Consider the following 20,277-nt stretch of genomic DNA (forward strand, 5'->3'; position numbering starts at 1 on the left):
GGCAGGGTAAGCCCATGCCGGGCCCCGCCGGAAGGCGTGGGGGGCCGGGCCGGTGCCCGTCGGAGGGCGAGCCGGTGGCCGTCAGAGGGCCAGCCGGTAGCAGTGTCCGAACTGGTCGGACTTGGGCGTCGTGAACGTCTCGGCGAGCTCCATGCCGAGGCGTCTGGTCACGGCGATCGAGCGTTCGTTGCGGGCGTTCACCATCGCCACCACACCGGTGACGCCCGTCGCACGCACCCGTTCCAGCGTGGCCCGCGCGGCCGCGGTCACGTATCCCTTGCCCCAGTGCTCGCGGCCGAGCCGCCAGCCGATCTCGATCTCGCCCTTCGGGCCCCACTCGTGCGGCCACGGCTGGGCGCCGGTGAAACCGAGGACTTGCTCCTCCTCGTCGAGCACGGTCCAGAAGCAGAAGCCGTGCTCGGCGTCGTGCCGGCGCTGCCGGGCGGTCAGCTCCTCGTAGACGGACAGTTCGGCGGACCTGCCCCCGTGGAACTCCATCACGTCCGGGTGGGCGAAGACCCGGTGCCAGGCGAAGGCGTCCTCGTCGGTGGGGACGCGCAGGTGTACCACGGGGAGAGCTCGGTTCACGGGGCAGCCCTTCAGACAGGTGATCAGTACCGCTGCATAGACTGCCCATGTCCCGTGCCCGTCAGCACGCGGATTTCAGGACTTCGCACGCACAGAACGTCGCACGCACAGACCGCACGCACAGATGTCGAGCCTTCGAGACTTGGGGAGACCCCGCCGTGACCGAGTCCCCGTCCCAGCCCCTCTCCGAACACTCCGCGCCTCTCCCCGCCCACTCGGCGCCCCTCTCCGAACACTCCGCCGATGTGATCGTCGTCGGGGCCGGGCCGGCCGGTTCCACCACGGCGTACCACCTGGCCAAGGCCGGACTGGACGTCCTGCTCCTGGAGAAGACCGCGTTCCCGCGGGAGAAGGTGTGCGGCGACGGACTGACGCCCCGCGCCACCAAACAGCTCGTCTCCATGGGGATCGACATCTCGGAGGAGGCCGGCTGGCTGCGGAACAAGGGGCTCCGCATCATCGGCGGCGGGGTCCGTCTCCAGCTGGACTGGCCGGAACTCGCCTCCTACCCGGACTACGGACTGGTCCGCAAGCGCGACGACTTCGACGAGCAGCTCGCCCGGCAGGCCCAGAAGGCCGGCGCGCGCCTCTACGAGCGCTGCAACGTCGGCGCCCCGGTCGTCGACGACCGCACCGGCCGCATCACGGGCGTGCACGCGAAACTCGGTGACGCCGACTCCAAGGACAAGCGGGACGTCACCTTCCACGCGCCGCTGGTCGTCGCCGCCGACGGCAACTCGACCCGGCTGTCCCTGGCGATGGGCCTGCACCGCCGCGAGGACCGCCCGATGGGCGTCGCCGTCCGTACGTACTTCACGTCCCCGCGCCACGACGACGACTACCTGGAGTCGTGGCTGGAGCTGTGGGACCGCCGCGGCCCCGGCGAGGACCGCCTGCTGCCGGGCTACGGCTGGATCTTCGGCATGGGCGACGGCACGTCCAACGTCGGCCTGGGCGTCCTCAACACCTCGTCCTCGTTCAAGGAGCTGGACTGGCGCGAGGTCCTCAAGGCGTGGTGCGCCTCGATGCCGGCGGACTGGGGCTACACCCCGGAGAACATGACGATCCCGATCCGCGGGGCCGCCCTGCCGATGGCCTTCAACCGCCAGCCGCACTACACGAAGGGCCTGCTGCTCGTCGGCGACGCGGGCGGCATGGTGAACCCCTTCAACGGCGAGGGCATCGCCTACGCCATGGAATCCGGACAGATCGCCGCCGACGTCATCGTCCAGGCCCACGCCCGCGCGACCCCGGCCCAGCGCGAACTGGCCCTGCAGCGCTACCCGAAGGTCCTCAAGGACACCTACGGCGGCTACTACACGCTCGGCCGGGCCTTCGTGAAGCTCATCGGCAACCCGAAGGTCATGAAGATCGCCGCCCAGCGCGGCCTGACCCACCCCATGCTGATGAGGTTCACCCTGAAGATGCTCGCCAACCTGACGGACCCGACGGGCGGCGACGCGATGGACCGCATCATCAACGGCCTCTCGAAGGTCGCCCCGAAGGCATAGACCCGGCGGCCCCACCCGTCTCGTGGGGCACACGGACGGGCCGCTCCCCGGCAGGGGGAGCGGCCCGTCGCGGTGTTCAGGTCGGGTGCCCACACACGGAGCACCCGGGACCGGGGGTCAGAGAACCCGCACCGCACCGTCCGCGGGGTAGCCCGACAGGTCCTGGATGACGACGCCCTTCGAGGGGTTCGCCGCGTCCAGGTACTGGCCGCCACCGATGTAGACGCCCGTGTGGTACGCCGAGCCTGCGCCGCCCCAGTACAGGATGTCGCCGACCTGGAGGTTGGACAGGGAGACCTGGGTGCCGGCCACGGACTGGTCCTGGGAGATGCGTGGCAGGTCGACACCGACCTGCTTGAACGCGGCCTGGACCAGGCCGGAGCAGTCCCACGCGTCGGGGCCGGTGGCACCCATGACGTACGCGTCGCCGACCTGGGCCCGCAGGAAGGAGATGACGGTCGCGACGCTGCCGCTGGCGGGAGCCACGGCGTCGTTGCTGGCGGCCGTCGAGGCCGTCGAGGCCGTTGTGAGGGTCGTCCGGCCGGCGGAGCGTGTGGCGCGCTCAGCGGCGTCCTTGCGGGCCGCCTCGGCCTTCTCCTTGGCCTCGGCCTTCTTCTTGGCGTCGGCGAGGTCCGCCTTGGCCTGCTTCGCGGCCTTCGCGGCAGCCGCGTCACGCTCGGCGCGCAGCTGGTAGTCGGCCGCGGCCTGCTGGGTGACCTCCGCGGACTCGGCGACCTGAGCGGTCATGTCGGCCGTGAGGGTGGGCAGCTCGATGGTCTGGGTCACCGGCTCGGCCGCGTTGGCCGTTCCGGCGGCACCGGCCACTGCCAGGGTGCCGAGGACGCCACCGGCAACTCCGGCGCGCATCGCGAGCGCCGAACTGCTGCGAGGCCGGGGTTTCCGGTGGCTGCGTATGTGAGCGGTGTGGGACATAGGGACAACCGGTATCAGGGGCTCCTCCATACCTTCAAGAAACGTGTGGTGCGCCACAATTGTTCAATGGGCGTCCGAATCCCTGCCGCAGCGCCCCTTATTGACGCCGTAACGGGCATTGCGGACAGCGCCCGGCACGCCTGTGATCATGGGCTTTTCGAGTTACGTCCGAATTGCCCCTCGCCTACCACTGGTTGGGGCGGTTGGCCAAGCCCGGTTGTTTCCGGCCCGTTACCGATGTGACGCACGTCACGGAACGATGGCCCTGGGGGCCGCGTCACGCGCGCGGATCGTGGGGAGGGAGGAGGGCCGGTTCGGCATCCCTTCCGCGCCACCCTCTGTGCCGCCCTCCGCTCGTGAACGGATGCACGCGCCCGAGTCGTCCACAGCGGACGTCCCAACTCCCCCCGACGTGTGAACGAGTTCCTCTATCAAGCGCCCCCGTCCAGCGCCAATTTGCCTTGCGCTCCAAGGCCTTGATAGAGCGCCAAGGCTCCTACCAGCGACGACGAGCGAAATTGTCACCTCTGGTGATCACTCGGACGCTTCTCGTACGAAGATCGGCACTCATCCGACTTCATGATCCTTCGCCGGGTGGTGGAGATCACAAAGACGTTGTCGCACCCCGTGTCGCAGATCACAGACCCGCAGGCATAGGATGCGGGGCAGTTGGGCTTGTGACCTGCTTCACATGTGCGCGATCTTCGAGGAGCCGCTCGGAGCCCGCGCGCCGCACGAAGGCCGTGGGGCACGTGAAGCAGGGGCGACGCCCAGTGCAACCGCCAGCAGTCAATGCCGACTGAGAGGAGCGAGGAGCGGTGAACGCGTATGCGCCCATCCTCGTACTGGGAGCCCTCGGGGCAGGCTTTGCGATCTTCTCCGTGGTCATGGCCACGCTTATCGGTCCAAAGCGATACAACCGGGCCAAGCTCGAAGCCTACGAGTGCGGAATCGAGCCGACCCCCACGCCGGCGGGCGGCGGGCGGTTCCCCATCAAGTACTACCTGACGGCGATGCTCTTCATCATTTTCGATATCGAGATCGTCTTCCTCTATCCCTGGGCCGTCACCTTCGACGCGCTCGGGGTCTTCGGGCTCGTGGAGATGCTGCTCTTCGTGCTCACCGTCTTCGTCGCCTACGCGTATGTATGGCGGCGCGGCGGCCTGGAATGGGACTGAACCCCGCATGGGACTGACCCCCGCAAGGGACTGAGCCCCGTATAGGGGACAGAGGAGCCATTGAGCATGGGACTCGAAGAAAAGCTGCCGAGCGGCTTTCTGCTGACCACCGTCGAGCAGGCCGCGGGGTGGGTGCGCAAGTCGTCCGTCTTTCCCGCAACGTTCGGCCTCGCCTGCTGCGCCATCGAGATGATGACGACGGGCGCCGGCCGCTACGACCTGGCGCGCTTCGGCATGGAGGTCTTCCGCGGTTCGCCGCGGCAGGCCGACCTGATGATCGTCGCCGGCCGGGTCAGCCAGAAGATGGCGCCGGTCCTGCGGCAGGTCTACGACCAGATGCCGAACCCCAAGTGGGTGATCTCCATGGGGGTCTGCGCCTCTTCGGGCGGCATGTTCAACAACTACGCGATCGTGCAGGGCGTCGACCACATCGTCCCCGTCGACATCTACCTGCCCGGCTGCCCGCCGCGGCCCGAGATGCTGATGGACGCGATCCTCAAGCTCCACCAGAAGATCCAGTCCTCCAAGCTCGGGGTGAACGCCGAGGAAGCGGCCCGCGAGGCGGAGGAAGCGGCGCTCAAGGCGCTCCCCACCATCGAGATGAAGGGGCTGCTGCGGTGAGCGACGCGAACGGCAACGCCACGAACGGCACGGGCGGGGCGGCGGACCGCCCCAACCCCGACAAGGACCTCGGCGCCTCCAACCTCCCGGGCCAGCGAGGCGACGGCGGCGAGGAGATCCGCGTCCAGCGCGGCATGTTCGGCGCGGACAACGGCGGGGACACCTCCGGATACGGCGGCCTGGTCCGCTCGATCCGCCTGCCCGGCCCGGCCGCCCGCCCGTACGGCGGCTGGTTCGACGAGGTCGCCGACGAACTCGAAGGCGCCCTGGAGGAACAGGGCCTGGTCCCGGAGAACGCGATCGAGAAGACGATCGTCGACCGCGACGAGCTCACCTTCCACATCGAGCGCGAGCACCTGCTCCAGGTCGCCCGGACCCTGCGCGACGACCCGGCCCTGCGCTTCGAGCTCTGCACCGGAGTGAGCGGGGTCCACTACCCGCAGGACAAGGGCCGCGAGCTGCACGCCGTCTACCACCTGCGCTCGCTCACCCACAACCGGCTGATCCGCCTCGAGGTCAGTGCCCCGGACAGCGACCCGCGCATCCCGTCCCTGGTCGAGGTCTATCCGACCAACGACTGGCACGAGCGCGAGACGTACGACTTCTTCGGCATCGTCTTCGAAGGTCACCCGGCGCTGACGCGGATCATGATGCCGGACGACTGGCAGGGCTTTCCGCAGCGCAAGGACTATCCCCTCGGCGGCATCGCCGTCGAGTACAAGGGCGCCCAGATCCCGGCTCCGGACCAGCGGAGGTCGTACTCATGAGCACGCAGTCACCGAGCGCACAGTCACCGAGCGCGCAGTCGGCCTCCGCGCGGGAGACCACCGAGGGCACCGTCTACACGGTCACCGGCGGCGACTGGGACGAGGTCGTCCAGACCGCGGCCAGGGCCGACGACGAGCGCATCGTCGTCAACATGGGCCCTCAGCACCCGTCCACCCACGGCGTGCTCCGGCTCATCCTGGAGATCGACGGCGAGACGGTCACCGAGGCCCGCTGCGGCATCGGCTACCTGCACACCGGCATCGAGAAGAACCTCGAGTACCGGACGTGGACCCAGGGCACCACCTTCGTGACGCGCATGGACTACCTGACGTCCTTCTTCAACGAGACCGCGTACTGTCTCGCCGTCGAGAAGCTCCTCGGCATCGAGGACCAGGTCCCGGACCGCGCGACGATCATCCGGGTGCTCCTGATGGAGCTGAACCGACTCTCCTCGCACCTGGTGTGCATCGCCACCGGCGGCATGGAGCTCGGCGCCACCACGATCATGATCTACGGCTTCCGTGATCGTGAACTGATTCTCGACATCTACGAACTCATCACCGGCCTGCGCATGAACCACGCGTTCATCCGGCCCGGCGGGCTCGCCCAGGACCTGCCGCCGGGCGCGGTCGACCACATCCGCGAATTCGTGAAGAAGATGCGGAAGAACCTTCCCGAGTACGACAAGCTCGCCACCGGGAACCCCATCTTCAAGGCCCGTATGCAGGACGTCGGCCACCTCGATCTGACCGGCTGCATGGCCCTCGGTGCCACGGGGCCGATCCTGCGGTCCGCGGGCCTCCCGCACGACCTGCGCAAGGCCCAGCCCTACTGCGGCTACGAGACGTACGACTTCGACGTCCCGACCACGGACACCGCCGACGCCTACGGGCGTTTCCTCGTCCGTCTGGAGGAGATGCGGCAGTCGCTCGCGATCGTCGAGCAGTGCCTGGACCGGCTGGAGCCGGGTCCGGTCATGGTCACCGACAAGAAGATCGCCTGGCCCGCCCAGCTCGCGCTCGGCCCCGACGGTCTCGGCAACTCGCTCGACCACATCAAGAAGATCATGGGCACCTCCATGGAGGCCCTGATCCACCACTTCAAGCTGGTGACCGAGGGCTTCCGCGTCCCGCCGGGACAGGCGTACGCGGCCGTCGAATCACCCAAGGGGGAACTCGGCGTGCACGCCGTGTCCGACGGAGGCACCCGCCCCTACCGGGTCCACTACCGGGACCCGTCCTTCACCAATCTGCAGGCCATGGCGGCGATGTGCGAGGGCGGCCAGGTCGCCGACGTCATCGTCGCCGTCGCGTCCATCGACCCCGTGATGGGAGGCGTCGACCGGTGACCACCACTCCTTCCGAGCAGGGCGTACAGCCACAGGGCTCACAGCAGCAGGGGCCGCGGCCCCAGGGCATCAGCCTGGGGATGCCCCAGTTGCCCGCACCCGACTACCCGGCCGACGTACGGGCCCGGCTGGAGGCGGACGCGCGCGAGGTCATCGCCCGCTACCCGGACTCCCGGTCCGCCCTCCTCCCGCTGCTGCACCTCGTGCAGTCGGAGGAAGGCCATGTCACGCGCACGGGGCAGCGGTTCTGCGCGGAGATGCTCGGCCTCACCACCGCCGAGGTCACCGCGGTCGCGACCTTCTACTCCATGTACCGCCGCAGGCCGAGCGGCGACTACCAGGTGGGCGTCTGCACCAACACGCTGTGCGCGGTGATGGGCGGCGACGCGATCTTCTCCGCCCTCCAGGAGCACCTGGGCGTCGGCAACGGAGAGACCACCGGCGACGGCAAGGTCACCCTGGAGCACATCGAGTGCAACGCGGCCTGCGACTTCGCGCCGGTCGTGATGGTCAACTGGGAGTTCTTCGACAACCAGACCGTGGAGAGCGCGAAGGGCCTGGTCGACGACCTGCGCGCGGGAACGCAGGTCGAACCGACCCGCGGCGCCCCCCTGTGCACGTTCAAGGACACCGCCCGCATCCTGGCGGGCTTCCCCGACGAGCGCCCCGGCGCGGTCGGGGCGAGCGGCGGCGCGGGCCCCGCCTCGCTGGTGGGCCTCCGCCTGGCCAAGGGGGAGACGGGCGCCGCGCGCGTGGTGCACCCGCGCGGCTCCGGAGCTCCCCGGGACGGGGCGGCAGCCTCCCGGGACGGGTCGGCGCACGACCCGTCTCCGACCGAGCACCTCAGTTCGCACGACGCGCCGCAGGACACGGCGGCCTCCGACCCGGACCACCCGGCCGGGCCCGCCGCCGAGGAGGGGGAGTGATGACCGTGTCCACTCAACACGGGGGCGCGTCCCAGCCGGGCACCGGCGGGGAGAACAGTCCCGAGAAGCTGCTCTCACCGGTGCTGTCGGCCTTCTGGGACGAGGACGAGTCCTGGTCGCTGGACGTGTACCGCAGGCACGACGGGTACGAGGGCCTGCGCAAGGCGCTCGCCATGTCACCGGACGACCTCATCGCGTACGTGAAGGAATCCGGTCTGCGCGGGCGCGGCGGTGCCGGATTCCCCACCGGGATGAAGTGGCAGTTCATTCCCCAGGGTGACGGAAAGCCTCACTATCTAGTTGTCAACGCCGACGAATCGGAACCGGGGACCTGTAAGGACATCCCGCTCCTCTTCGCGAACCCGCACAGCCTCATCGAGGGCATTGTCATCGCCTGCTATGCGATCAGGTCCTCGCACGCCTTCATCTATCTGCGGGGTGAAGTCGTCCCCGTACTGCGCCGGTTGCACGAAGCCGTGCGCGAGGCATACGCGGCCGGCTACCTGGGCGAGAACATCCTGGGCAGCGGACTCGATCTCCAGCTCACCGTGCACGCGGGTGCGGGCGCGTACATCTGTGGTGAGGAGACCGCACTGCTCGACTCGCTCGAAGGCCGCCGTGGCCAGCCGCGACTCCGTCCCCCTTTCCCTGCGGTCGCGGGCCTCTATGCCTGTCCGACTGTTGTGAACAACGTCGAGTCGATCGCGTCGGTTCCCGCGATTCTCCACAAGGGCAAGGAGTGGTTCCGCTCGATGGGGAGCGAGAAGTCCCCGGGCTTCACGCTGTACTCGCTCAGCGGCCATGTCACCAGCCCCGGCCAGTACGAGGCGCCGCTCGGCATCACGCTCCGCCAGCTCCTCGACATGAGCGGCGGCATCCGGGCCGGACACCGCCTCAAGTTCTGGACGCCGGGCGGCTCCTCGACCCCGATGTTCACCGATGAGCACCTCGACGTCCCTCTCGACTACGAAGGAGTGGGGGCCGCGGGTTCCATGCTCGGCACGAAAGCACTCCAGTGCTTCGACGAGACGACCTGTGTCGTCCGGGCCGTCACGCGGTGGACCGAGTTCTACGCCCACGAGTCCTGCGGCAAGTGCACGCCCTGCCGCGAGGGGACGTACTGGCTGGTGCAGCTCCTGCGTGACATCGAGGCCGGCAAGGGCGTCATGTCCGACCTCGACAAGCTGAACGACATCGCCGACAACATCAACGGCAAGTCCTTCTGCGCCCTCGGCGACGGCGCGGCCTCGCCGATCTTCTCCTCCCTCAAGTACTTCCGCGAGGAGTACGAGGAGCACATCACGGGCCGCGGCTGCCCCTTCGACCCCGCGAGGTCGACGGCCTGGGCGGACCAGGACAAGCACACGGAGGTGAACGCATGACCGTGACCACGAGCGCTCCCTCCGGGGGCGGGGAGGCGGCGGTCCCGCCGGAAGATCTCGTCTCGCTGACCATCGACGGCGTCGAGATCAGCGTGCCCAAGGGCACCCTGGTCATCCGGGCCGCCGAGCAGCTCGGCATCGAGATCCCGCGGTTCTGCGACCACCCCCTCCTCGACCCGGCCGGCGCCTGCCGCCAGTGCATCGTCGAGGTCGAGGGCCAGCGCAAGCCGATGGCGTCCTGCACGATCACCTGCACGGACGGGATGGTCGTCAAGACCCACCTCACCTCCCCGGTCGCCGAGAAGGCCCAGAAGGGTGTGATGGAGCTCCTGCTCATCAACCACCCGCTGGACTGCCCGGTCTGCGACAAGGGCGGCGAGTGCCCGCTGCAGAACCAGGCGATGTCGCACGGTCACTCCGAGTCCCGCTTCGAGGGGAAGAAGCGGACGTACGAGAAGCCCGTCCCGATCTCCACCCAGGTACTGCTCGACCGTGAGCGGTGCGTGCTGTGCGCCCGCTGCACCCGGTTCTCCAACCAGGTCGCGGGCGACCCGATGATCGAACTGATCGAGCGGGGCGCGCTCCAGCAGGTCGGCACCGGCGAGGGCGACCCCTTCGAGTCGTACTTCTCCGGGAACACCATCCAGATCTGCCCGGTCGGGGCGCTCACCTCGGCGGCGTACCGGTTCCGCTCGCGGCCCTTCGACCTCGTCTCCTCGCCCTCGGTGTGCGAGCACTGCTCCGGCGGCTGCGCGACCCGTACCGACCACCGGCGCGGCAAGGTCATGCGGCGCCTCGCGGCCGACGACCCCGAGGTCAACGAGGAGTGGATGTGCGACAAGGGGCGGTTCGGATTCCGGTACGCGCAGCAGCGCGACCGGCTGACGACGCCCCTGGTGCGCGGTGCCTCCGGTGAACTGGAGCCCGCGTCGTGGCCCGAGGCCCTGGAGGCGGCCGCCCAGGGACTCCTGGCCGCCCGCTCCCGGGCCGGCGTCCTCACCGGCGGCCGGCTGACCGTCGAGGACGCCTACGCGTACAGCAAGTTCGCGCGCGTGGCCCTCGACACGAACGACATCGACTTCCGCGCGCGCGTGCACAGCGCCGAGGAGGCCGAGTTCTTGGCCGCCCGCGTCGCCGGACGGGGCAGGGACCTCGACGGTACGGGCGTCACGTACACCGCCCTGGAGAAGGCACCCGCGGTCCTGCTCGCCGGGTTCGAGTCCGAGGAGGAGGCGCCCGGCGTCTTCCTGCGGCTGCGCAAGGCGTGGCGCGGACACGGACAGCGGACGTTCTCGCTGGCCACGCACATGACACGCGGCCTGGAGAAGGCGGGCGGCACGCTGCTGTCGGCCGCCCCCGGCACCGAGACCGAGTGGCTGGACGCCCTCGCCTCCGGAGTCGGCCTGGACGAGGACGGCGCGGGGGCCGCCGAGGCCCTGCGCACCCCGGGAGCCGTGATCGTCGTCGGTGAACGGCTGGCCTCCGTGGCCGGCGGGCTGACCGCCGCCGTACGGGCCGCCACCGCCACCGGCGCCGAACTGGTGTGGATCCCGCGCCGGGCCGGGGAGCGCGGCGCGCTCGAGGCGGGGGCGATGCCCTCGCTGCTGCCCGGCGGACGCCCGGCCACCGACCCGCGCGCGCGGGACGAGGTCACCCAGGCGTGGCGGATCGCCGCGCTTCCGCACCGCCACGGCCGTGACACCGGACAGATCATCGAGGCCGCCGCCACCGGCGAACTCTCCGCGCTCGTCGTGGCGGGCGTCGAGGTCGCCGACCTCCCCGACCCGGCACGCGCGCGTGCGGCGCTCTTCCAGGTGGGCTTCCTGGTGTCGCTGGAACTGCGTCCCAGCGAGGTCACCGAGCTCGCGGACGTCGTACTCCCGGTCGCCGCCGTCGCCGAGAAGGCAGGCACCTTCCTCAACTGGGAGGGCCGGGCACGGCTCTTCGACGCCGCTCTCAAACCCGACCAGATGACCCGCCGGGTGGCGCCCACCGACGCACGCGTCCTGCAGATGCTGGCCGACGCCATGGACGTGCACCTGGGGCTCCCCGACCTGCGTACCGCACGCCTGGAACTGGACCGGCTCGGTGCCTGGGACGGACCGCGGGCGGCCGGGCCGGTGGCGACGGCGGCCCAGGCACCGCGGCCCGCCGCCGGGGAGGCCGTGCTCGCCGGACACCGGCTGCTGCTCGACCAGGGCCGTCTCCAGGAGGGCGACGAGGCGCTGGCCGGGACCCGGCACGCCGCACACGCGCGCGTGTCGGCCGCCACGGCCGCCGAGGCGGGCGTCAAGGACGGCGACACGCTGGCCGTGACAGGTCCCTCCGGAGCGGTCGAACTCCCGCTGCGGATCACGCAGATGCCGGACCGCGTGGTCTGGCTCCCGCTGAACTCCGCCGGAGGGGGCGTCGCCTCGGACACGGGCGCGACGCCCGGCGCACTCGTCCGCATCGGACCGGCGACCCTCGCGGCCGAGGCCCCCAAGGAGGTGGAGGCATGATGTCGGACCTCGCCGCGCCGGCGTACCTGGCCGCGGAGGACCTCTCCATGTTCGGCCACGACCCCTGGTGGCTGGTCGTCGTCAAGGCGGTCTTCTGCTTCGCCTTCCTGATGATCACCGTGCTCTTCTCCATCGTGTGGGAGCGCAAGGTCGTCGCCTGGATGCAGCTGCGCATCGGACCCAACCGGCACGGCCCCTGGGGCATGCTCCAGTCGCTCGCCGACGGCGTGAAACTGATGCTCAAGGAAGACCTGATCGTCAAACGCGCGGACAAGGTCGTCTACGTCCTCGCCCCGGTCGTGGCGGCCATCCCGGCCTTCATGGCGATCGCCGTCATCCCCTTCGGACCGGCCGACAACCAGATCTCGATCTTCGGCCACCGCACCACGATGCAGCTCACCGACCTGCCGATCGCGATGCTCTACATCCTCGCGGTCGCCTCGGTGGGCATCTACGGCATCGTCCTCGCGGGCTGGTCCTCCGGATCGACGTACCCGCTGCTCGGCGGCCTGCGCTCGTGCGCGCAGATGATCTCGTACGAGATCGCCATGGGCGCCGCGTTCGCGTCGGTGTTCCTGTACTCGGGCTCGATGTCGACCTCGGAGATCGTGGCCCAGCAGGAGGACCGCTGGTTCGTCATCCTGCTGCCGGTGTCGTTCCTGATCTACATCGTGACGATGATCGGCGAGACCAACCGCGCCCCGTTCGACATGCCGGAGTCCGAGGGCGACCTGGTCGGCGGCTTCAACACCGAGTACTCGTCCATCAAGTTCGCGCTCTTCATGCTCGCCGAGTACGTGAACATGGTGACCGTCTCGGCGGTCTCCGTGACGCTCTTCCTGGGCGGCTGGCGGGCCCCCTGGCCCATCAGCACCTTCTGGGAGGGCGCCAACCACGGCTGGTGGCCGATGTTGTGGTTCGTCGTCAAGGTGCAGCTGCTGCTGTTCTTCTTCATCTGGCTGCGCGGCACCCTGCCCCGCGTCCGCTACGACCAGCTGATGAAGCTCGGCTGGAAGGTCCTGATCCCGGTCTCCGTGGTCTGGCTGATGCTCGTCGCGACCGTACGGACGCTGCGGAACGAGAACTACGACTTCGCCGACATCGCCCTGTACGTGGGCGGCGCGGTCCTTGTCCTGCTGCTGCTCTCCTTCGTCGCCGACATGTTCCGCGAACGCAGGGCGGCCCAGGAGGCGCCGGAGGAACCCACCGCCTTCGATCCGATGGCGGGCGGATTCCCCGTACCGCCGCTGCCGGGACAGGAGCTGCCGCCGGTGCCCCGGCGCCGCCCGCGCCGGGAGCGGGAGTTGATTGTCAGTGGTGGGCCCGATACTGCCAGTGACGGATCCGATGGACCTCGTGACGGAAAGGAGGCGTCCGATGGCTGATGAGCAGAAGGAGACCAAAACCGGTTTCCAGAACCCCGTCGCAGGCTTCGGCGTGACCTTCAAGGCCATGTTCAAGAAGCGGCTGACCGAGCAGTATCCGGAGCAGCAGAAGACCACCGCCCCGCGCTTCCACGGCCGGCACCAGCTCAACCGCCATCCGGACGGCCTGGAGAAGTGCATCGGCTGTGAGCTGTGCGCCTGGGCCTGTCCCGCCGACGCCATCTACGTGGAAGGCGCGGAGAACACCGAGGAGGAGCGCTACTCCCCGGGTGAGCGGTACGGGCGGGTCTACCAGATCAACTACGCCCGCTGCATCCTGTGCGGCCTGTGCATCGAGGCGTGCCCCACGCGCGCGCTGACGATGACCAACGAGTTCGAGCTGGCCGACAGCAGCCGTGCCAACCTCATCTACACCAAGGAGCAGCTGCTCGCCGGTCTGGAGGAGGGCATGGTCGAGTCGCCGCACTCGATCTTCCCGGGCATGGACGAGCAGGACTACTACCGGGGGCTGGTCACCGAGGCCGCGCCGGGTACGGAGCCGCAGGTCGCCCACTCCAAGGGCGAGGTCCCGCAGGAGGGCACGTCGACCTTCGGCGAGGACGAGCCGGCGTCGGGGCAGGTGATCGGCCGATGAGCGCGCAGCTCGCCGCCGACGTCACCTCGCTCGCGGCCTACTCGACCTCCACCGGAGAGGCCGTCCAGTTCTGGGTCCTCGGCACCGTCGCCGTGATCGGCGCCCTGTGCACCGTCTTGATGAAGAGGGCCGTGCACAGCGCGCTCTGTCTCGCCGGGACGATGATCATCCTGGCGGTGTTCTACCTCGCCAACGGCGCGTACTTCCTGGGCATCGTGCAGGTCGTCGTCTACACCGGCGCGATCATGATGCTGTTCCTCTTCGTGGTCATGCTCGTCGGTGTCACCGCGGCGGACTCCCTGAAGGAGACCATCAAAGGGCAGCGCTGGCTGGCCCTCCTGTGCGGCCTCGGCTTCGGGATCCTGCTGTGCGCGGGCATCGGCAACGCGTCGCTGACGGAGTTCAACGGCCTCGCGCAGGCCAACGCCGGCGGCAACGTGGAGGGTCTGGCGGCCCTCATCTTCACGAAGTACGTCTTCGCCTTCGAGATCACCGGCGCCCTGCTCATCACGGCCGCCGTCGGCGCCATGGTGCTCACCCACCGCGAGCGCACCGAGCGGGCCAGGACCCAGCGCGAGCTGGCCCAGGAGCGGGTGCGCGCGGGCAAGCAGCTCCCGCCGCTGCCCGCCCCCGGCGTCTACGCCCGGCACAACGCGGTGGACATCGCCGGTCTCCTCCCCGACGGCACCCCGTCCGAGCTGACCGTCATCGGCACGCTGCGCGAGCGCGGCCAGATCCGTGACGTGTCGGACGAGGCCATCAAGGACCTCAAGGCACTGGAGCAGCGTGCCGGGGAGCGGCTCGGCCGCGACGACCGGGCAGAGGAGGCCGCGAAGTGAACCCCGTCAACTACCTGTACCTCGCCGCCCTGTTGTTCACGATCGGCGCCACCGGCGTCCTGATCAGGCGGAACGCCATCGTGGTGTTCATGTGCGTGGAGCTGATGCTCAACGCCTGCAACCTCGCGTTCGTCGCCTTCTCCCGGATGCACGGCAATCTCGACGGCCAGATCATCGCCTTCTTCACGATGGTCGTCGCCGCCGCGGAGGTCGTGGTCGGGCTCGCGATCATCGTGTCGCTGTTCCGTTCCCGCCACTCGGCCTCGGTCGACGACGCCAGCCTGATGAAGCTGTAAGGGGTCGCTGCAATCGTGGAGAATCTGATCGCGCTGCTTGTGGCAGCGCCCCTGCTCGGAGCGGCCGTACTGCTGTGCGGCGGCAGGCGGCTCGATGCCGTCGGCCACTGGATCGGCACGGTCCTCGCGTCCGCCTCCTTCGTGATCGGCGCGATCCTCTTCGCCGACATGCTGGGCAAGGACGCGGAGCACCGGGCCGTCGGCCAGCACCTGTTCAGCTGGATCCCCGTCGAGGGCTTCCAGGCGGACGTCGCCTTCCAGCTCGACCAGCTGTCGATGACGTTCGTCCTGCTGATCACCGGCGTCGGCTCGCTCATCCACGTGTACTCGATCGGGTACATGGAGCACGACGAGCGCCGCCGCCGCTTCTTCGGCTATCTGAACCTCTTCCTCGCGGCGATGCTGCTGCTCGTCCTCGCCGACAACTACCTGCTGCTGTACGTCGGCTGGGAGGGTGTGGGCCTCGCCTCGTACCTGCTCATCGGTTTCTGGCAGCACAAGCCCAGCGCCGCGACCGCCGCGAAGAAGGCGTTCCTGGTCAACCGCGTCGGCGACATGGGCCTGTCGATCGCCATCATGCTGATGTTCACCACCTTCGGGACCTTCGCCTTCGGACCGGTCCTGGAGGCCACTGGCGAGACCGGCGAGGGCAAGCTCACCGCCATCGGCCTGATGCTGCTGCTCGCCGCCTGCGGCAAGTCCGCCCAGGTGCCGCTGCAGTCCTGGCTCGGCGACGCGATGGAGGGCCCGACGCCGGTCTCGGCCCTCATCCACGCCGCGACCATGGTCACCGCCGGTGTGTACCTGATCGTCCGCTCCGGGGAGATCTTCAACGCCGCGCCGGACGCCCAGCTCGTCACCACCGTCGTCGGAGCGGTCACGCTCCTCTTCGGTGCGATCGTCGGTTGCGCCAAGGACGACATCAAGAAGGCACTCGCCGGTTCGACCATGTCGCAGATCGGCTACATGATCCTCGCGGCGGGCCTCGGCCCGATCGGCTACGTCTTCGCGATCATGCACCTCGTGACGCACGGCTTCTTCAAGGCCGGGCTCTTCCTCGGTGCCGGCTCGGTCATGCACGGCATGAACGACGAGGTCGACATGCGCAAGTACGGCGGCCTCAGGAAGTACATGCCGGTCACCTTCGTGACGTTCGGCCTCGGCTACCTCGCGATCATCGGCTTCCCGGGTCTGTCCGGCTTCTTCTCCAAGGACAAGATCATCGAGGCCGCCTTCGCCAAGGGCGGCACCGAGGGCTGGATCCTCGGCGGCGTCGCCCTGCTGGGCGCGGCCATCACGGCGTTCTACATGACGCGCGTGATGCTGATGACGTTCTTCGGGGAGAAGCGCTGGCAGCCCGACGAGAAGGGCAACGCACCGCACCCGCACGAGTCGCCGAGGTCCATGACGATCCCCATGATCGTGCTGGCCTTCGGATCGGTCTTCGCCGGCGGCTTCTTCGGCATCGGCGACCGCTTCCTGCACTGGCTCGAGCCCGTCACCGAGCACTCGCACGGCCACCCGCCGATCGGCGCGACGGCCATCACGCTCTCCACGGTGACCGTCATGGTCGTCGGCGTCGGTCTCGCCTACCTCCAGTACGGGCGCCGTCCCGTCCCGGTCGTCGCCCCGCGCGGCTCGCTGCTCACCCGGGCCGCCCGGCGCGACCTCCTCCAGGACGACTTCAACCACGTCGTCCTGGTGCGCGGCGGCGAGCACCTCACACGCTCCCTGGTGTACGTCGACCACACGCTGGTCGACGGGGTCGTCAACGGCACGGCGGCCTCGATGGGCGGTCTCTCCGGACGGCTCCGCAAGCTGCAGAACGGCTACGCGCGCTCGTACGCCGTCTCGATGTTCGGCGGTGCGGCGGTCCTCATCGCCGCGACCCTGCTGATGAGGGCGGTCTGATACCGATGTCCTTTCCTCTGCTGACAGCGACGGCGGCGCTCCCGGCGATCGGGGCGATCGCCACGGCCGCCGTGCCGGCCGCGCGCCGCACCGCCGCCAAGTGGCTGGCGCTGCTCGTCTCGCTCGCCACCCTGGTCCTCGCCGTCGTCGTCCTGGTCCGCTTCGACCCCGACGGCGACCGCTACCAGCTCACCGAATCGCATTCCTGGATCAAGGACTTCGGGGTGCGGTACGAACTGGGCGTGGACGGCATCGCGGTGGCGCTGATCGCGCTGACCGCCCTGCTGATCCCGTTCGTGATCCTCGCGGGCTGGCACGACGCCGACCCGCTGGAGACCCACAGCAGCCGGTGGCGGCCGACGCAGGGCTTCTTCGCCCTGATCCTCGGCGTCGAGGCGATGGTGATCATCTCCTTCGAGGCCACCGACGTCTTCCTCTTCTACATCTTCTTCGAAGCCATGCTCATCCCGATGTACTTCCTCATCGGCGGCTTCGGGGACCGGGCCCACGCGGGTTCCGACGAGCACGCGGCGGCACAGCGCTCGTACGCCGCCGTGAAGTTCCTCCTCTACAACCTGGCCGGCGGCCTGATCATGCTGGCCGCCGTGATCGGCCTCTACGTGGTGGCGGGGAACTTCTCGCTCCAGGAGATCGCCGAGGCCCGGGCCAACGGTTCGCTCGACATGGCGACCAACACCGAGCGCTGGCTGTTCCTGGGCTTCTTCTTCGCCTTCGCGGTGAAGGCGCCCCTGTGGCCGCTCCACACCTGGCTGCCCAACGCCATGGGGGAGTCCACCGCCCCGGTGGCCGTCCTGATCACGGCGGTGGTCGACAAGGTCGGCACCTTCGCGATGCTCCGCTTCTGCCTCCAGCTCTTCCCGGAGGCGTCGAAGTGGGCGACGCCCGCCATCCTCGTCCTCGCCCTGATCAGCATCGTCTACGGGGCGCTGCTCGCGGTCGGCCAGCGGGACATCAAACGCCTGGTGGCGTACGCGTCGATCTCCCACTTCGGCTTCATCATCATGGGCATCTTCGCGATGACCAGCCAGGGACAGTCCGGTGCGACGCTCTACATGGTCAACCACGGAATCTCGACCGCCGCGCTGATGCTGGTGGCCGGCTTCCTGATCTCGCGGCGCGGCTCGCGCCTGATCGCCGACTACGGAGGGGTGCAGAAAGTCGCGCCGGTACTCGCCGGCACCTTCCTGATCGGCAGCCTCGCGACGCTGTCGCTGCCGGGGCTCGCGCCGTTCGTGAGTGAGTTCCTGGTCCTGGCCGGCACGTTCGCGCGCTACCCGGTGATCGGGATCATCGCCACCTTCGGCATCGTCCTCGCCGCGCTCTACTCGCTCGTCCTGTACCAGCGGACGATGACGGGCCCGGTGAAGCCCGAGGTGTCGGCCATGCCCGACCTCCGGGTACGGGAACTCGTGGTGGTCGCCCCCCTGATCGCCCTGCTGATCCTCCTCGGCGTCTATCCGAAGCCCCTCACCGACATCGTCGATCCGGCGGTCAAGCAGACCATGTCCGACGTCCAGAAGAAGGACCCCAAGCCTGACGTGGAGGCCGCCAAGTGAGCGCAACAGCCGTCCACAGCCTGTGGACAACGGCGGCCGATCCGATCCAGAAGATCGACACGCCGAACATCGAGTACGGGCAGCTGTCGCCCACCCTGATCGTCATCGGGGCGGCGGTCCTCGGAATCCTGGTCGAGGCATTCGTGCCCCGCAAGTCCCGTTACTACGTCCAGCTGTTCGTGTCCGTCGTCGCCCTGGCCGCCGCGTTCGCCGCGGTCGTCGGGCTCGCGGCGAGCGGATACAGCAGCACGAAGGCCGGCATCGCCGCGATGGGCGCCATCGCGGTCGACGGGCCCGCGCTCTTCCTGCAGGGCACCATCCTGCTGGCCGGTGTACTGGGCGTGTTCACGTTCGCCGAGCGGCGCCTTGACCCCGTGGCGCACGGCAACCGCGTGGACTCCTTCGCCGCGCAGGCCGCGTCCGTGCCGGGCAGCGACAGCGAGAAGGCCGCGGTCAAGGCGGGATTCGCCACCACCGAGGTGTTCCCGCTGCTGCTCTTCGCGATCGGCGGCATGCTCGTCTTCCCGGCGGCCAACGACCTGCTGACACTCTTCATCGCGCTGGAGGTCCTCTCGCTGCCGCTCTACCTGCTGTGCGCCGTGGCCCGCCGCAAGCGGATCATGTCGCAGGAGGCCGCGGTCAAGTACTTCCTGCTCGGTGCCTTCGCCTCCGCGTTCACCCTCTTCGGCATCGCCCTGCTCTACGGCTACGCCGGTTCCGTGTCGTACGCGACGATCGCCCAGGTCGTCGACGGCACGGTCGAGACGGTGAACCCGGCACTCGCCGGCACCATGGGCAACGACGCGCTGCTGCTCATCGGCGCCGCGATGGTCGTCATGGGCCTGCTGTTCAAGGTCGGCGCGGTGCCGTTCCACATGTGGACCCCGGACGTCTACCAGGGCGCGCCGACCCCGGTGACCGGCTTCATGGCCGCCGCGACCAAGGTGGCCGCCTTCGGCGCGCTGCTGCGGCTCCTGTACGTCGTCCTGCCGGGCCTGCGCTGGGACTGGCGGCCGGTGATGATGGGCGTCGCGGTCGTCACCATGCTGGGCGGCGCGATCGTCGCGATCACCCAGACCGACATCAAGCGGCTCCTCGCGTACTCGTCCATCGCGCACGCGGGATTCATCCTCGCGGGTGTCATCGCGACGACACCGGACGGCGTCTCGTCGGTGCTCTTCTACCTGGGCGCGTACTCGTTCGTGACGATCGGCGCGTTCGCGGTGGTCACCCTCGTCCGGGACGCGGGCGGCGAGGCCACCCACCTGTCCAAGTGGGCCGGCCTCGGACGCAGGTCACCCCTGGTGGCGGCCGTGTTCGCGGTCTTCCTGCTGGCCTTCGCGGGCATCCCGCTGACCTCCGGCTTCTCGGGCAAGTTCGCCGTCTTCAAGGCGGCCGCCGAGGGCGGCGCCGGCGCGCTGGTCGTGGTCGGCGTGATCTCGTCGGCCATCGCGGCCTTCTTCTACATCCGCGTGATCGTGCTGATGTTCTTCAGCGAGCCGCGCCCGGAGGGACCGACGGTCGCCGTGCCGTCGCCCCTGACGATGACGGCGATCGCGGTCGGTGTGGCGGTCACGCTGGTACTCGGTGTGGCGCCGCAGTACTTCCTGGATCTGGCGGGCCAGGCGGGCGTCTTCGTCCGCTGACGGTGACGGTGACGTCGCGTCGTTCCGGGCCTCGGGCCCCGGCTCCCCGAAGGAGCCGGGGCCCGAGACCTTTCCAGGCCGGGCCGAGCCGGCCCGAGCTGGGGTGGTGCTGTGGGGTGAGGTGGGGCTTTTCGGACCCGTCGGCGTGCGCGTTCCGCAGATGGCCCGTCGCAGCCTGTGGATAACTCTGATGCTGTCGGTGCGGGCCCCTATCGTGGACGCAGCGGTCGAGG

17 protein-coding genes are annotated in these 20,277 nt (G+C 69.3%); 15 read left to right on the forward strand and 2 right to left on the reverse strand.

Features of this window, described 5'->3' with window-relative positions:
* Positions 1–81: 81 nt before the first annotated feature.
* The gene (locus tag ACFYXC_RS33435; RefSeq protein ID WP_389555930.1) at positions 82–588 is read right to left on the reverse strand and encodes a GNAT family N-acetyltransferase; all 507 of its coding nucleotides are present in this window, start codon (positions 586–588) and stop codon (positions 82–84) included.
* A gap of 245 nt (positions 589–833) precedes the next feature.
* On the opposite strand from ACFYXC_RS33435, the gene ACFYXC_RS33440 reads away from it, so the two are divergent.
* Entirely contained in the window at positions 834–2,099 is a 1,266-nt protein-coding gene (locus ACFYXC_RS33440; protein ID WP_388921965.1) for a geranylgeranyl reductase family protein, read from the forward strand.
* 117 nt (positions 2,100–2,216) lie between these two features.
* Here ACFYXC_RS33440 and ACFYXC_RS33445 read toward each other — a convergent pair whose 3' ends face one another.
* On the reverse strand, positions 2,217–3,062 hold the full coding sequence (locus tag ACFYXC_RS33445) for a C40 family peptidase (protein WP_389555931.1): 846 nt from the start codon (positions 3,060–3,062) through the stop codon (positions 2,217–2,219).
* Between the two features lie 788 nt (positions 3,063–3,850).
* Here ACFYXC_RS33445 and ACFYXC_RS33450 point away from each other — a divergent pair.
* From ACFYXC_RS33450 to nuoN, 14 genes are all read left to right on the forward strand, one after another.
* Positions 3,851–4,210, forward strand: coding sequence for an NADH-quinone oxidoreductase subunit A (locus ACFYXC_RS33450; protein ID WP_033319564.1), 360 nt, complete (start codon positions 3,851–3,853; stop codon positions 4,208–4,210).
* A gap of 66 nt (positions 4,211–4,276) precedes the next feature.
* Entirely contained in the window at positions 4,277–4,831 is a 555-nt protein-coding gene (locus tag ACFYXC_RS33455) for an NADH-quinone oxidoreductase subunit B family protein (protein WP_018528252.1), read from the forward strand.
* The gene (locus ACFYXC_RS33460; protein WP_388921874.1) at positions 4,828–5,598 is read left to right on the forward strand and encodes an NADH-quinone oxidoreductase subunit C; all 771 of its coding nucleotides are present in this window, start codon (positions 4,828–4,830) and stop codon (positions 5,596–5,598) included. Before ACFYXC_RS33455 ends, ACFYXC_RS33460 begins: the two co-directional genes overlap by 4 nt.
* Positions 5,595–6,947, forward strand: coding sequence for an NADH-quinone oxidoreductase subunit D (locus tag ACFYXC_RS33465; protein WP_388921877.1), 1,353 nt, complete (start codon positions 5,595–5,597; stop codon positions 6,945–6,947). Before ACFYXC_RS33460 ends, ACFYXC_RS33465 begins: the two co-directional genes overlap by 4 nt.
* An 80-nt stretch (positions 6,948–7,027) precedes the next feature.
* Entirely contained in the window at positions 7,028–7,873 is an 846-nt protein-coding gene (nuoE, locus tag ACFYXC_RS33470; RefSeq protein WP_389555971.1) for an NADH-quinone oxidoreductase subunit NuoE, read from the forward strand.
* Positions 7,873–9,255, forward strand: a complete 1,383-nt coding sequence (gene nuoF, locus ACFYXC_RS33475; protein WP_388921880.1) for an NADH-quinone oxidoreductase subunit NuoF — start codon at positions 7,873–7,875, stop codon at positions 9,253–9,255. The genes nuoE and nuoF overlap by 1 nt, the downstream gene beginning before the upstream one ends.
* A complete protein-coding gene (locus tag ACFYXC_RS33480) occupies positions 9,252–11,756 on the forward strand; it encodes an NADH-quinone oxidoreductase subunit G (RefSeq protein ID WP_389555934.1) in 2,505 nt (834 codons plus the stop codon). The genes nuoF and ACFYXC_RS33480 overlap by 4 nt, the downstream gene beginning before the upstream one ends.
* A complete protein-coding gene (gene nuoH / locus ACFYXC_RS33485; RefSeq protein ID WP_388921971.1) occupies positions 11,756–13,141 on the forward strand; it encodes an NADH-quinone oxidoreductase subunit NuoH in 1,386 nt (461 codons plus the stop codon). Before ACFYXC_RS33480 ends, nuoH begins: the two co-directional genes overlap by 1 nt.
* On the forward strand, positions 13,134–13,775 hold the full coding sequence (nuoI, locus tag ACFYXC_RS33490; protein ID WP_388921886.1) for an NADH-quinone oxidoreductase subunit NuoI: 642 nt from the start codon (positions 13,134–13,136) through the stop codon (positions 13,773–13,775). The genes nuoH and nuoI overlap by 8 nt, the downstream gene beginning before the upstream one ends.
* The gene (locus ACFYXC_RS33495; protein ID WP_389555936.1) at positions 13,772–14,614 is read left to right on the forward strand and encodes an NADH-quinone oxidoreductase subunit J; all 843 of its coding nucleotides are present in this window, start codon (positions 13,772–13,774) and stop codon (positions 14,612–14,614) included. Before nuoI ends, ACFYXC_RS33495 begins: the two co-directional genes overlap by 4 nt.
* Positions 14,611–14,910, forward strand: coding sequence for an NADH-quinone oxidoreductase subunit NuoK (gene nuoK, locus ACFYXC_RS33500; protein ID WP_004927567.1), 300 nt, complete (start codon positions 14,611–14,613; stop codon positions 14,908–14,910). The genes ACFYXC_RS33495 and nuoK overlap by 4 nt, the downstream gene beginning before the upstream one ends.
* 15 nt (positions 14,911–14,925) lie before the next feature.
* Complete coding sequence (nuoL, locus tag ACFYXC_RS33505; protein WP_388921892.1) at positions 14,926–16,821, forward strand: NADH-quinone oxidoreductase subunit L; 1,896 nt, start codon at positions 14,926–14,928, stop codon at positions 16,819–16,821.
* A gap of 5 nt (positions 16,822–16,826) precedes the next feature.
* On the forward strand, positions 16,827–18,398 hold the full coding sequence (locus tag ACFYXC_RS33510; RefSeq protein ID WP_388921895.1) for an NADH-quinone oxidoreductase subunit M: 1,572 nt from the start codon (positions 16,827–16,829) through the stop codon (positions 18,396–18,398).
* A complete protein-coding gene (gene nuoN / locus ACFYXC_RS33515) occupies positions 18,395–20,044 on the forward strand; it encodes an NADH-quinone oxidoreductase subunit NuoN (RefSeq protein ID WP_389555939.1) in 1,650 nt (549 codons plus the stop codon). Before ACFYXC_RS33510 ends, nuoN begins: the two co-directional genes overlap by 4 nt.
* Positions 20,045–20,277: the final 233 nt, after the last annotated feature.

Source organism: Streptomyces sp. NPDC002701 (assembly GCF_042889045.1).
Classification (GTDB): Bacteria; Actinomycetota; Actinomycetes; order Streptomycetales; family Streptomycetaceae; genus Streptomyces.